Genomic DNA, 12390 nt, shown 5'->3' with positions numbered 1-12390 from the left:
TCTGCCGCTACCGAACAGCCTCATAAGTCAGGTCCAGGCACTTGCGGGCTTTCTCCACCAGTTCGTCGATCTCTTCGATACTGATCACCAGCGGTGGCGCGATGATCATGGTGTCGCCTACAGCGCGCATGATCAGGCCGTTGTCGAAGCAGTGCTGGCGACAGATCATGCCGACACCTTTGCCTTCATGACGGGCACGGGTGGCCTTGTCTTTCACCAACTCGATCGCACCGAGCATGCCCAGGCCGCGCACTTCGCCTACCAGCGGGTGGTCGGCCAGTTCGCGCAGGCGTTGTTGCAGATACGGCGCGGTTTTATCATGCACCTGCTGGATGATCTGCTCGTCACGCAGGATCCGCAGGTTCTCCAGGCCCACCGCCGCCGCCACAGGGTGGCCGGAATAGGTGAAGCCGTGGTTGAAGTCGCCGCCTTCGCTGATGACCTTGGCCACCTCGTCACGCACAATCACCCCGCCCATGGGGATGTAACCGGAGGTCAGGCCCTTGGCGATGGTCATCAGGTCAGGCTTGAGGTCGTAGTAATCGGTGCCGAACCACTCACCGGTACGGCCGAACCCGCAGATCACTTCGTCGGCGACGAAGAGGATGTCGTACCTGGCCAGGATTTCCTTGATCTTCGGCCAATAGGTCTGCGGTGGAATGATCACGCCACCGGCGCCCTGGATCGGCTCGGCGATGAAGGCGGCAACGTTGTCCACGCCAACTTCGAGGATCTTCTTCTCCAGTTGCTCGGCCGCCCACACGCCGAAGTCGGCCTCGGTCATGTCGCCGCCTTCGCCGAACCAGTATGGCTGCGGGATGTGCACGATATCCGGGATCACCCCGCCCTGCTGGTGCATGCCACTCATGCCGCCCAAGGCCGCGCCCGCCACGGTAGAGCCGTGGTAGCCGTTGATGCGGCCAATGATGACCTTCTTGTTCTTCTGACCCTTTAGTGCCCAGTAATGGCGGACCATGCGCAGCACGGTGTCGTTGCCTTCGGAGCCGGAGCCGGTGAAGAACACGTGGTTCATGCCTTGCGGGGCCACCTCGGCGATCGCCTTGGCCAGCTCCAGCGCAGGCGGGTGCGCGGTCTGGAAGAACAGGTTGTAGTAAGGCAACTGCTTCATCTGCTGGCTGGCGACCTCGGCCAGCTCATCGCGACCATAGCCGACCGCCACGCACCACAGGCCGGCCATGCCATCGAGAATCTTGTTGCCCTCGCTGTCCCACAGGTACACGCCCTTGGCCGAGGTGATGATGCGCGGGCCTTTCTCGGCCAGTTGCCTGACATCGCTGAACGGGGCCAGGTGATGGTCGCGGCTCATGGTTTGCCAGGCAAGGGTCTGCGAATTCTGTTCACTCATTGACTTCACTCCATCAAGTTGCGCAGCCGCGCTGCGAGGGTATTTTCTACAGGTGGGAAAGGTGGCTGCTCAGGCAGACAGCAACAGCCTCTGGCGCAGTACCGAGCGGTGCCGGCAGGCCTTGCCAAAGGACTGGAAGATGGCCAGGTAATGGGGGTTATCCATGACCTGGAACTCGGGGTGCCATTGCACGCCCAGGACAAAGCCCTTGCTGCTCTCGACCGAAATCGCTTCCACCAGGCCATCGGGTGCCAGCGCTTCCACCCTCAGCCCGGGGGCCAGTACGTCGATGCCTTGGCCGTGGATGGAATTGACATCGAATATCGCCGGCAAGCCCATGCGGTCGAGCATGCCGCCAGGCTCTACATGCAGGGTGTGGCGCGGCCCGTATTGCTTGTCGAGGGGCTCATCCTTGCCTTCGCGGTGGTCCATGAACATGCCGGTCTCGTGGACCTTCTGGTGCAGGGTGCCACCCAACGCCACGTTCATTTCCTGGAAGCCACGGCAAATGCCGAGTACCGGTACGCCGGCGGCGATGGCGGCGCGCATCAGCGGCAACGTGGTGGCATCGCGCAGTTGGTCGTGATGGGTGCCCTCGGCACTGGCCGGGCCGTTGTAGTGGTACGGCTCGATGTTGGACGGCGAACCGGTGAAGATCAGCCCATCCACCACGTCGAGAATATCGGCGCTGTCCATCAACTCACCGAGGCTGGGAATGACGATGGGCAGCCCACACGCTGCCTTGGCTGCCGCGCGCGCGTACTTCTCGCTGATGGTCTGGGTTGCATGCAGCTCAATCATGCTGGTGCATGCGGTAATGCCGATCACGGGCACACGTGGCATATCTTCCTCCGGCAAATCCATATTGCGCGTTGTATTGAAACGGTAGAAAGGGAGGGTGCAGCGTCGCTGTTCCAACCTCGGTACCTACAGGAACCAGCGGTATTCGCGGGCATCGATGTGGTGCATGAAGTCCAGTTGCTCCTGGTATTTGTTTTCGCAATAGACCATCACGAACTCGCTGCCCAGGCCTTGGTTGACCACCGGGTGATGACGCATGGCGGCCAAGGCACTGAGGGCATCCTTGGGGAAGTCGATGCCGCTCTGGCGGTTGTCGTTCAGCGGGGCGATGGGCTCCACGCCGCGATCCAGGCCATGCTCCATCCCGGTCAAAATGGCCGCCAGTACCAGATACGGGTTGGCGTCGGCACCAGCGAGGCGGTGCTCGATGCGCAGGTTGCGCGGGTCGGACTCGGGGATGCGGATGCACGCGTCACGGTCTTCGAAACCCCAGCTGGCCTTGCTCGCCGCGTTGACCATGGCGCCATAACGTCGGTAGGCATTGTGGTTGGGGGCAAAGATCGGCATGCAGTGCGGCAGCAGTTCCAGGCAGCCTGCCACCGCATGGCGCAGCTTGCGCTGTTCGCTTCCCGCCAGGATGTTATTGCCGGCGGCGTCGTACAGGCTGACGTGCACATGCATGCCGCTGCCTGGCGCGTCCAGGTAGGGTTTGCTCATGAAGCTGGCACGGTAGCCATGCTTCATCGCGATACCGCGGGTACTGCGGCAGAACAGTGCCGACCAGTCCGCCGCACTGAGGGCATCGTCGCTGTGGGAGAAGTTGATCTCGAACTGGCCTGGGCCCAGCTCTGCGGTGATGACGTTCGCCGGCACGCCCTGCTCGTTGGCGCCATCGACCATCTCGTGCAGGACCGACGAAAAGCGCGACAACCGCTCGATGTGCATGTTCGGCTGATCGTCCTGATCCTCGGTCGCCGTGTCACGTGGATACTGTGGCAGGCCGTTATCAAGCTTGCGGTCGAACAGGTAGAACTCCAGTTCGAACGCCACCACCGGGCGGATGCCACGCTTGGCCAGACGCTGAAGCACACGCGCCAGCACTTCACGAGGCTCGAATTCGATCGGCTTAGCAGTGCCGTCGGACGTGATCAGCATCTGGGCGATCACTTCCTTTTCCCAACGCACCGGCTTCAGCGTACCCGGCACCAGGCGCCGGGCGGCATCCGGGTCGCCGTCGGCGAAGCAATAGTCACCAATCGGGTAAAGGCCGCCCTGGGTACCCAGCAGCACGCAGTTCTGCGGCAGCTTCAGTGGCGCACCGGCTGCGACTTTTTCCAGCATGTCCATGGGGTAGCGCTTGCCGTAGAAGTGCCCGGGGATGTCCAGCGCAATCAGGTCGACATAGCGAATTGCCGGGTGTTCTGCTCGGAACGAGCGCACTTCAGCCAGCAGATCCGGAAAGATGACACTCATCTTCTTATCCTTGTGAGGTGAACGAATTCAATTGAAGACCCAGAGCACGCGGGTGGTTCTGTCCGTCAGGTTGGCGTAACGGAACGGCGCATGGGGTTGCAGCTGGAAGCAGTCGTTGGCTTGCAGGGTCACGGCATCGCCCTGGTCCAGCCACACCGTGAGTTCGCCCTCGAGCACGAAACAGCCCTGCTCGGAACGGTCGCTCAAGTACGCCTCCCCACTGGTGGCGCCCGGCTCGAGGAGGCTGTCGAGCATGGAGAAGGCGCCTGCGATGGTCGGCGAAGCCAGTACATCGGTGATGCCCGACTCCAGGTACAACGTGCGCCGCTCGTGGGGGCGCGTGACCCAGCCAATGCTGCGGGGCTTGCTCAGGTTGTAGAAGTACGCGGTCGATACGCCGAGCGCTTCGCTGATAGCGGTGAGGTCTGCCACGGTCGGGCGCGAAACGCCGCGTTCGACCTGGGAGAGGAAACCCACCGAGCGGTTGATGCGCTCGGCCAGTTCACCCAAGGTCAGGTTCTTGAATTTGCGCAGGTCGTGAATAAGGATCGCGAGGGCTTCAACCTCTTCGTGCATCTTCATCGTTTCGGACTGCCGTGAAATTTTTAGACTTATTTTTCATGAAAATTTACATGAAAAATTTCACGCGTCAAGCCAAACGATGGAAATGTGCAGCCGCCAACAGAGGGCTTGCTGCGCAGCGTGGCGGATTGGCTGCGGTGGCGCGGGTTTCTTTACTGGCGCTCGGCGAGTAGCCTCGTGGCTGAATCCTCCAGCCCGACCCTGTCCATCGCCATGCCAAACGGTTTCCCTGATTTGCCCTCGCTCAATGCGCTACGTGTGTTCGAAGTGGTTGCCCGCCACCTGAACTTCCGCCTGGCCGCCGAAGAGCTGGGGGTGACCCAGGCGGCAGTGGCACAACAGATACGCGGGCTGGAAGCGAGCCTGAACCTTCGTTTGTTCGAGCGCCTGCCCCGGGGCCTGGCACTGACCGATGCGGGGCTGGGCTACAGCGGCAGCATTCGCAACGCCTTGGCGATGATCGATGAGGCAACCCGCCTGCTGCGGCCACAGGCGTCTCACCTGACGGTCAGCGTGACACCAACCTTTGCCTCCAAATGGCTCATTCCCCGGCTGGGCAGCTTTGCGCACAGCCATCCGGACATCGATTTACGTGTACTGGCCACAGATCGGCTGTCCCACTTCAATACCGACGGCGTGGATCTCGCAGTCCGCTATGGCAAGCCCGACATCGGCGCGGGCTTGAACAGCGAACTGTTGATGGAACAGCGTATCGTCGCCGTGGCCAGCCCAACGTTGTTCGAAGCCAGCAAAACCCCCACCAGCTTCGAGCAGCTTCAAGCGTTCACCCTGCTCCACGATGCCCATGATTTCTGGCCTCGGTTCCTTGCACAACTGTTCCCGCAACACGGGCAAGCGACTGCCAGAAACCTGCGGTTCAACCAGACTTCATTGGCCATCGATGCCGCCATCAGTGGTCAGGGTATTGCGTTGGCAAGCCTGGCGTTCGTCAGTGATGACATCGTCGCGGGCAGGCTGACCCAGGTCTTCGCTCAGCAACTCAGGCTCGATAAGTCGTTCTACCTGGTATGGCCACGAAAGTTGCAGCAGCCGGAGTCGCTCGGCATTGTCCAGCGCTGGCTCAAGCAACAGGCAGGCAATAGTTAATCTACTGCCTTGGTGAAGTTTAGCTGTCTCCCTCGCTGCCATAACTGCTGCTAATTTTAGTGCGCCTAAGCATTCAGCGATTAACGTTCCGGAGGCAGCATGTCAGTAGAAAAAGTTGCGATCATCACAGCAGGTGGCAGTGGTATGGGCGCGGCAGCGGCACGGCGCCTGGCCGCTGACGGGTTCAAGGTTGGCATCCTTTCCTCCTCGGGCAAGGGCGAAGCCCTGGCTGCCGAGCTTGGTGGTATTGGCGTAACGGGTAGCAACCAGTCGGTTGAGGACCTGAAACGCCTGGTCGATGCCGTGGTGGAAAAGTGGGGGCGCATCGACGTGCTGGTCAATAGCGCCGGCCATGGTCCGCGCGCGCCAATCCTGGAAATCAGCGACGAAGACTGGCACAAGGGCATGGACACCTATCTGCTCAATGTCATCCGCCCGACTCGCCTGGTGACGCCTTACATGCAGCACCAGAAAGGGGGTGTGATCATCAACATTTCCACCGCCTGGGCGTTCGAGCCGAGTGAGCTGTTCCCGACGTCTGCAGTGTTCCGCTCGGGCCTGGCCGCATTCACCAAAATCTTCGCCGACCAATTCGCCGGGGACAACGTGAGGATCAACAACGTCCTCCCCGGCTGGATCGACAGCCTGCCAGCCACCGAACAGCGCCGCGACAGCGTGCCGCTCAAACGCTATGGCACCTGCGAGGAAATCGCCGCCACCATTGCGTTTCTTGCCAGCGAAGGCGCTGCCTACATCACCGGGCAGAACATCAAGGTCGATGGCGGCTTGACACGTAGCGTTTGATTGCCTGTCGGCCCGCAGGCCAGTCGACTGATCGGGCCAAGGCGTTTACGCTGGCGCTTTCCCACCTGCACGGAAGCGCCAATGACAGAGGCATACCAAGGAAGCTGCTTGTGCGCAGCCGTCTCTTACCTGCTACTCACCCCACCCAAGGCAGTGAGCCACTGCCACTGCAGCCAGTGCCGCAAAAGTCACGGCGCCGCATTCGCTTCGTACGGCAGCATTCCGCGCAGCATGCTGCGCATATTGCGCGGCGCGTCCAGCATCAAGGCCTTTTCTTCATCACCGACGGTTACGCGCGAGTTCTGCACGGAGTGCGGCTCGACCTTGTTCTGGTCACGCGCCCAAGGTGAGTTTGCCGACTGGATTTCGATAGCACTGGGAACGCTTGATACACCGTTCCTGCCCAGGAAGCAGAAACATGTTCACGTCGACGCTGCTGCCCCTTGGTACTCACCGTGTAACCCTGACTCATAACGCTTGGCAGCACATCAAGCCACCCGATAGAGCAATCACGGCTAGGCACCCCGGTGCCTGAACAACGGATGCTAGCGCTTACCGCACCTTCCAGAGATTCCGTTCGTTGACTGACTCACAGCACAACCCTAGCTACATGAAACGGTTCGAAACCGTGCTTGCCTACATCGACAGCCACCTCGAAGGTGACCTGTCGGTGAATGCCTTGAGCCGCATCGCCAACTTCTCGGCATTTCACTTCCATCGGCAGTTCACGGCCTACATGGGCGTTCCGGTTTCACGGTATGTGCAACTGATGAGGCTTCGACGCGCAGCGCATCAACTGGTCGCCTCGCCCGCGACGCCCATACTGGAGGCCGCATTCGGCGCCGGTTTCGAAAGCCCCGAAGCCTTTGCCAGAGCGTTCAAGCGCGCCTTCGGCATGGCGCCGAGCGCGTTCGCCAAGGCACCGAACTGGCAGGCCTGGAGTGCGGTATTCAATGTTCCTCAGCGATCCAGGAGTATCACCATGCAGATCCGTATCGTGAATTTCGCCGAAACCCGCGTGGCCGCGCTCGAACACCAAGGGCCGCCCGGCCTGGTCAGCGAAAGCGTCGCGCGTTTTCGCCAATGGCGCATGCACAGCGGCCAGTCGCCTGTGGCCAGCAGCCGTACCTTCGGTATCCCCTACGACAACCCCGACACCACCCCGGCCCACGCCTTTCGCTTTGCCGTGTGCGGCGAGATAGACGAGACAGTGCAGCCCAACGATTTCGGGGTGCATGAACGGGTAATACCGGCGGGGCGCTGTGCCGTGATTCGACATACCGGTTCGCCTGACTACATTGGCGAAACCATCTACCCGCTTTATCGTGACTGGCTGCCATCGAGCAACGAAGAACTGCGTGATCATCCGTTGTTCTTTCATTACCTGAGCGTGTACCCGGAAACGCCACTGGAGCAATGGCAGACGGACATCTACGTGCCGCTGAAATAGGCTGAGCCATGCACAGCGGGCGTAGCCAACTTGGCCGGCCCAGGCGCATGGCCGGGCAACCGAGCCGGGGATCAGATACGTACTCTGGATGCCTCGCCATGCGTCTGGAGGCGTGTTTGCTTGCGATAAAAGGCGTGAATAGCCCACACCACCCCTACGAACAACAAGGCTGTACCAAGCGCTTCCATAGGAGACGGCCAGCGCTGGTTGATGAGCAGGCCCATCGTAGTTGCATAAATGGTCCCGCTGGCGATCAATTGCCCGCTCAGCGCCAGCGGAAGACGCCGCGTTGCGATTGACCATGCCCAGGCACCTGCAAGGGTGGCCCCTAACCCCTGAATCAGCCCACAGACGATCAGCGCCTGAGTACCTGCCAATCCGCTCGGATAGCTAGCGAAATGAGACAGTTTCAAGTACAGCCCAACCGGGATGAACGCCAGCATTTCGACGCTGCACATGAAGATCAACATGGCTGACCACAACATGGGAGACATGCTTGGGCGTCGAGCCAAAGCACTTTCATTCAACAGACCAAAACCGGTCCAGAATGCGATTGCCAACAACGATGCAAGCAACCCAAGCAGTAACGACGCGGTCGGGAGCACTACCGCCGCACGGCTAGCATCAAACACGCTCAGATTGACCAGGCTGATGCCCAGGGCCGCCACCATCAGTGGCCCGGCAATGGCGCGCCAAGGCACGCTGGCGCTGCGCATGTTGCCGGCAATCGCGAGCACGATCGGTACTGACCCCATCATCACAGGGGGGATCACCGGCCCGGCTGCTAAAACCGCAGTGGTGATCAGGAAGAAGTAGCCAATGTATCCCAAGAAGCCCAGCAGTGCGGCGCAGGCCCAGTCACTCAGTCGCAATTGCCGCACTTCGCTGCGGTAAACGAACAGCACCAGCAGGCTACCTAACCCGGCAAAGGCATAGCTCACCACCGCCAGGTCAAAAAGGCTGTAGTCACCGACCAGCCCCGGAAAAATGTAGAGCAGTGACCAGGAAAAGGTGGCGGCAATGGCCGCTAACAGGCCCAGGGTCATACGCCCTGCTCCTGCCTCTGAATCCAGCAATGAGCTATTTGCCGGGCAGTGTCGAATACCCGCATGTCCTGGCCCATCGCGCCGCTGACAAAACTGCCTTCCAACAAGATAAACAACCCTTGGGCAACTGCGTCGGGGTCGTTTATACCGGCGCTTATGGCCAAGGCAGCAAGGTTTTCGCGTATCCCTTGCTTATGCCTGCTCACTGCTAAATGCACGGGGTGGCTAAACTGGGGGAACTCAGCCGCACTGTTAACGAACAGGCACCCGCGCTCGCTATCTTTCAAAAGAAAGCGTTCATACAGATCGAAAAAAGCGAGCATGCCACTGACCGGCTCAGGATGCCCAGCCAGGGTGCGCGCTACCTCTTCACGCCAGCGTCGGTCACGCTCCTCAAGGCAAGCCACTATCAGCGCATCCTTGGAGGGGAAATGACTGTAGAGCGTCATTTTGGTAACACCCGCCATCGCGGCAATGGCCGTTACCCCCGTCACGTACAAACCTTGCGACAGAAACAGCTTCAGCGCGGCATCAATCAAACGCTCACGGGTATTGTCCAATTCAAGGCACTCCGGCAAAGGGACGGAGCTGACTATACTGACCGGTAAGATTCAGGCCGCATCCAGATACGACCTGAAGCATGGCCGCTACGACACAGAGCGCAGCAGCAAAACGCAGGCCTGGCCAATCAGAGACTTGCTACGCCAGCTAAGCGCCCCCTGTACTTGGGATGCGAATCTGGGCTGTGTGGCTGATCGTGCCGTCTACCCGCTTGCGAAACACCGCTTGGCCCAACGTGTCTTGGCCATGCCGGTGGCAACTGTGTTTACCGAGATCGATCCCGACCCGTGCTGACTCGCTCGTGATGATGGCCTCCAAAACAAAACACCCTGCGAAAGCTTAGCCCTCGCAGGGTGTGGGGGTGACCCGTTCATTTAGCCCGGCCTACGCTGGGCTTTCGTGCACGCTAAAGCCGGTACAGCATGGATGCGGTCAAATCATCGATCATTTTTTGAAGAAGACCCGACAGCGTTGCTGAGGCCTTTCGAATTATGATCGCCTGGCGTCGTTCCAGAGATGGCCGTGGACTTGGCCAAACCGCGAGTGTCCTTGGAGTGAGCGACACCCGAGGTGGTGGTGCCATGACCGTTGTCGCTGTTGCGCGAGCTTCCGTAATGATTGCCGCTTACCCCATGATCGCGTGTCGCCTTTCCGGCGTGATCACTTCCAAGGCCCTTCCCGCTTCCACTATGCCCTCCCATGCCACCGCCATGTCCGGCGCCGTTTCCACCGCCATGTCCGCCGCCACCGCCATGACCACCGCCGCCACCACCGCCGCCCTTGGCATAAGCGGAACTGATAGGGGAGATATCGGCGGGCAAGAATGCCGTCATTCCGAGTGCCAATGCACAAGCAAAGACAGCAACCAAAGGTTTTCTCATTTTTGTTCGGCTCCGGAGACGCGAGTGGATAGCTAAAGTGCAGGTTGGACCTGACACAGACACCAAAGTTCTCGCATTCCGACAGGCTGCCAGGGAAACGCCGATCACGTTTCCCGAGCGCGTAGTAAGCAACATCTCGACCCCGCCAGCCCATTTTTCGGCCGATAGCGCAGCGTTCAATAAACTATCGGCGCCCAATCAAATGGTTCGACAGCGCAAACATCGTGGTCAGTTGTGCAGTGTTCTTGGCCAAGGGGTTTGCCTTGATGGGCATTTTCGCCACGGGACTGTCTCGCTACCTGTACCGGCGGCCACGGCTGGTGAATGGGCTGAACGTGGGCGCAGGCCTCACCTTCGTCGCGTCTGGCGTCTCGATTGCGGCGTTGAGCCAGAGATAGCAAGCAGGAGAAAGCGGCGGGGCTGCGTATGAGCCCCGCGTTTCATCACGATGCTGAAGCCTCGACGGCCAGCTTCGCATGGGTGTTCAGTTCCTCAGCGATGAAGGCCGAAATCATCGCCCGATAGACCTGCTCCACCACCTCAGCCGAGGCACCGGTTTCGTCAGCCATCTCACGAACCTTCTTGATCACTTGCTCGACCCGAGCAGGCGCACGCACATCATCGGTGGTTTTCTTGAAGCTCGCTGCTTGCGTCACGAGCCTTCCACGTTTGGCGAGAAGCGAAACGAGGCTGCGGTCGATTTCATCGATCCGTTGACGGACTTCGTCCAGAGAGGTGCAACGTACATCCATTTGCTTGACTTCCTTTTCAGAAGCCTGCGATTGATTGGAGCAGGCTGTCGTGGGTGATCGGGGCGTGCAGTGTAGCTTCTGTGCTAGGTCTGCTTCACGCTCCGCAGAGGGGTGTAACGCCGCAGGGATATCCCAGTCCATTTCGAATAACCAGCTCACGCCTGCGTGGCGCAGATCGCGAAAATGCAGATCCTCCACGCCAACCATCTGTCGCCCAGGCTTGGGCAGCCTGCTGGCGGGCGAATGTCTGGGACCTTTGGTAGACTAGGACACCCTTTTTCTTGAGGCGGATCTGGACGGTATAGCTAACCATTCCATCGGCCTTTTTCCTTGCTCTGATCGTTGCCATGATTTCCGGTGGTACGAGTGTGTTTGGCGGCGGTAGCCCGCACCACTGTCAAACCCAACACGCCCCCGGAAAATGGTACATAAATGCGTAGCCCAGAATGCTCCTAGAAAACGCTTCAAAGCCACAAACCACGCGCCCTGAGCCGTCACGCCGCTTCAGCGTTGCCCCCATGATGGACTGGACCGACAGACATTGCCGGTTCTTCCTGCGCCTGCTCTCCCGGCAAACCCTGCTCTACACCGAAATGGTCACCACCGGTGCCCTGCTGCACAACGACGCTCACCGTTTCCTGCGCCACGATGCTTCTGAGCACCCGTTAGCCCTCCAACTGGGCGGCAGTGTGCCGGCCGACCTGGCCGCGTGTGCGCGCCTGGCTGAAGAAGCGGGCTACGATGAGGTCAACCTCAACGTTGGCTGCCCGAGCGACCGGGTGCAGAACAACATGATCGGCGCGTGCCTGATGGCTCACCCGGCGCTGGTGGCCGACTGCGTGAAGGCCATGCGAGATGCCGTATCGACGCCTGTCACGGTGAAGCACCGCATTGGTATCAACGGCCGTGACAGCTACGCCGAACTGAGCGACTTCGTCGGCCAGGTGCGTGAGGCCGGCTGCCGGAGTTTTACCGTGCATGCACGCATCGCGATTCTGGAAGGGCTGTCGCCGAAAGAGAACCGCGAGATCCCGCCGCTGCGCTATGACATCGCAGCGCAGTTGAAGAGGGACTTCCCGGACCTGGAGATCGTGCTCAACGGCGGGATCAAGACCCTGGACGAATGCCAGGCACACCTTGAAACCTTCGATGGCGTGATGCTGGGGCGCGAGGCGTATCACAACCCTTATCTGCTGGCCGAGGTGGACCAGCAACTGTTTGGCAGCGATGCGCCGGTGGTCAGCCGTAGCGAGGCATTGGCGCAACTGCGGCCTTACATCGTGGCGCATATGGAAAGTGGCGGTGCGATGCACCACGTTACCCGGCATATTCTGGGGCTGGCCCAAGGATTCAAAGGGGCGCGGCGCTTCCGCCAGTTGCTGTCGGCAGACATTCACAAGGCGGCTGAACCCTTGGCGGTGTTTGACCAGGCGGTGGAGTTGTTGCAGGGGCGGTGACCTCAGAGGGAGGGAACCTCGGGCTTGCTTGCGACTCGAATCTTCACCTTTCGTACAGCCCTGTGCGGGCCAGCGGGTCCGCAGGGTTTCGGCGGCCCTTGAGCGGCTGT

General features: G+C 60.3%; 13 protein-coding genes and 1 pseudogene. 5 read left to right on the top strand and 9 right to left on the bottom strand.

Translation table 11 applies throughout. The features are described from left to right. Positions 1-7: 7 nt before the first annotated feature. The 4 genes from C4Q27_RS20965 to C4Q27_RS20950 form a co-directional block, all read right to left on the bottom strand. Positions 8-1366: an aspartate aminotransferase family protein gene (locus tag C4Q27_RS20965; RefSeq protein WP_064493512.1), complete on the bottom strand. Its 1359-nt coding sequence runs from the start codon at positions 1364-1366 to the stop codon at positions 8-10. Between the two features lie 69 nt (positions 1367-1435). Beyond that, the gene (locus C4Q27_RS20960; RefSeq protein ID WP_064493511.1) at positions 1436-2209 is read right to left on the bottom strand and encodes a gamma-glutamyl-gamma-aminobutyrate hydrolase family protein; all 774 of its coding nucleotides are present in this window, start codon (positions 2207-2209) and stop codon (positions 1436-1438) included. 84 nt (positions 2210-2293) lie between these two features. Then, the gene (locus C4Q27_RS20955) at positions 2294-3640 is read right to left on the bottom strand and encodes a glutamine synthetase family protein (protein WP_064493510.1); all 1347 of its coding nucleotides are present in this window, start codon (positions 3638-3640) and stop codon (positions 2294-2296) included. Positions 3641-3667: 27 nt separating this feature from the next. Continuing rightward, positions 3668-4222 carry a helix-turn-helix domain-containing protein gene (locus C4Q27_RS20950; protein WP_064493509.1) on the bottom strand — a complete coding sequence of 185 codons (555 nt, stop codon included), beginning with the start codon at positions 4220-4222 and terminating at the stop codon, positions 3668-3670. 213 nt (positions 4223-4435) lie between these two features. Here C4Q27_RS20950 and C4Q27_RS20945 point away from each other — a divergent pair, with 213 nt between their 5' ends. The 4 genes from C4Q27_RS20945 (at position 4436) to C4Q27_RS20930 (ending at position 7583) form a co-directional block, all read left to right on the top strand. Further along, positions 4436-5329, top strand: coding sequence for a LysR substrate-binding domain-containing protein (locus C4Q27_RS20945; RefSeq protein ID WP_064493519.1), 894 nt, complete (start codon positions 4436-4438; stop codon positions 5327-5329). Between the two features lie 99 nt (positions 5330-5428). Beyond that, entirely contained in the window at positions 5429-6133 is a 705-nt protein-coding gene (locus C4Q27_RS20940; protein ID WP_104887307.1) for an SDR family oxidoreductase, read from the top strand. 81 nt (positions 6134-6214) lie between these two features. Then, positions 6215-6607: a GFA family protein gene (locus C4Q27_RS20935; RefSeq protein ID WP_081273312.1), complete on the top strand. Its 393-nt coding sequence runs from the start codon at positions 6215-6217 to the stop codon at positions 6605-6607. Between the two features lie 136 nt (positions 6608-6743). Continuing rightward, positions 6744-7583 carry a GyrI-like domain-containing protein gene (locus C4Q27_RS20930; protein ID WP_104887306.1) on the top strand — a complete coding sequence of 280 codons (840 nt, stop codon included), beginning with the start codon at positions 6744-6746 and terminating at the stop codon, positions 7581-7583. Between the two features lie 71 nt (positions 7584-7654). On the opposite strand, the gene C4Q27_RS20925 is transcribed toward C4Q27_RS20930, so the two are convergent. The 5 genes and pseudogenes from C4Q27_RS20925 to C4Q27_RS29845 form a co-directional block, all read right to left on the bottom strand. Continuing rightward, complete coding sequence (locus C4Q27_RS20925; protein ID WP_104887305.1) at positions 7655-8629, bottom strand: DMT family transporter; 975 nt, start codon at positions 8627-8629, stop codon at positions 7655-7657. Next, positions 8626-9189 (bottom strand): TetR/AcrR family transcriptional regulator, encoded by a 564-nt coding sequence (locus C4Q27_RS20920; RefSeq protein WP_104887304.1) that lies wholly within the window; start codon positions 9187-9189, stop codon positions 8626-8628. Before C4Q27_RS20920 ends, C4Q27_RS20925 begins: the two co-directional genes overlap by 4 nt. Before the next feature lie 438 nt (positions 9190-9627). After that, on the bottom strand, positions 9628-10071 hold the full coding sequence (locus C4Q27_RS29325; protein ID WP_158666136.1) for a hypothetical protein: 444 nt from the start codon (positions 10069-10071) through the stop codon (positions 9628-9630). A gap of 443 nt (positions 10072-10514) precedes the next feature. Further along, a complete protein-coding gene (locus tag C4Q27_RS20905) occupies positions 10515-10823 on the bottom strand; it encodes a chorismate mutase (protein WP_104887303.1) in 309 nt (102 codons plus the stop codon). A 211-nt stretch (positions 10824-11034) separates the two neighbouring features. Continuing rightward, positions 11035-11172: pseudogene (locus C4Q27_RS29845) on the bottom strand (site-specific integrase); the annotation flags it as partial. Between the two features lie 97 nt (positions 11173-11269). On the opposite strand from C4Q27_RS29845, the gene dusA reads away from it, so the two are divergent. Then, entirely contained in the window at positions 11270-12280 is a 1011-nt protein-coding gene (gene dusA, locus C4Q27_RS20895) for a tRNA dihydrouridine(20/20a) synthase DusA (RefSeq protein ID WP_104887302.1), read from the top strand. Positions 12281-12390: the final 110 nt, after the last annotated feature.

This window comes from Pseudomonas sp. SWI36 (assembly GCF_002948105.1).
In the GTDB taxonomy this organism is placed as follows: Bacteria; Pseudomonadota; Gammaproteobacteria; order Pseudomonadales; family Pseudomonadaceae; genus Aquipseudomonas; species Aquipseudomonas alloputida.
The sequence above is the reverse complement of the archived record's forward strand: the minus strand, read 5'-3'. Positions and strand labels throughout refer to the sequence as shown.

Excerpts from the sequence above, each read along its gene's own strand:
- C4Q27_RS20965 (WP_064493512.1), bottom strand. The coding sequence starts at position 1,366 with ATGAGTGAACAGAATTCGCAGACCCTTGCCTGGCAAACCATGAGCCGC.
- C4Q27_RS20960 (WP_064493511.1), bottom strand. The coding sequence starts at position 2,209 with ATGCCACGTGTGCCCGTGATCGGCATTACCGCATGCACCAGCATGATT.
- C4Q27_RS20955 (WP_064493510.1), bottom strand. The coding sequence starts at position 3,640 with ATGAGTGTCATCTTTCCGGATCTGCTGGCTGAAGTGCGCTCGTTCCGA.
- C4Q27_RS20950 (WP_064493509.1), bottom strand. The coding sequence starts at position 4,222 with ATGAAGATGCACGAAGAGGTTGAAGCCCTCGCGATCCTTATTCACGAC.
- C4Q27_RS20945 (WP_064493519.1), top strand. The coding sequence starts at position 4,436 with ATGCCAAACGGTTTCCCTGATTTGCCCTCGCTCAATGCGCTACGTGTG.
- C4Q27_RS20940 (WP_104887307.1), top strand. The coding sequence starts at position 5,429 with ATGTCAGTAGAAAAAGTTGCGATCATCACAGCAGGTGGCAGTGGTATG.
- C4Q27_RS20935 (WP_081273312.1), top strand. The coding sequence starts at position 6,215 with ATGACAGAGGCATACCAAGGAAGCTGCTTGTGCGCAGCCGTCTCTTAC.
- C4Q27_RS20930 (WP_104887306.1), top strand. The coding sequence starts at position 6,744 with ATGAAACGGTTCGAAACCGTGCTTGCCTACATCGACAGCCACCTCGAA.
- C4Q27_RS20925 (WP_104887305.1), bottom strand. The coding sequence starts at position 8,629 with ATGACCCTGGGCCTGTTAGCGGCCATTGCCGCCACCTTTTCCTGGTCA.
- C4Q27_RS29325 (WP_158666136.1), bottom strand. The coding sequence starts at position 10,071 with ATGAGAAAACCTTTGGTTGCTGTCTTTGCTTGTGCATTGGCACTCGGA.
- C4Q27_RS20905 (WP_104887303.1), bottom strand. The coding sequence starts at position 10,823 with ATGGATGTACGTTGCACCTCTCTGGACGAAGTCCGTCAACGGATCGAT.
- dusA (WP_104887302.1), top strand. The coding sequence starts at position 11,270 with ATGCTCCTAGAAAACGCTTCAAAGCCACAAACCACGCGCCCTGAGCCG.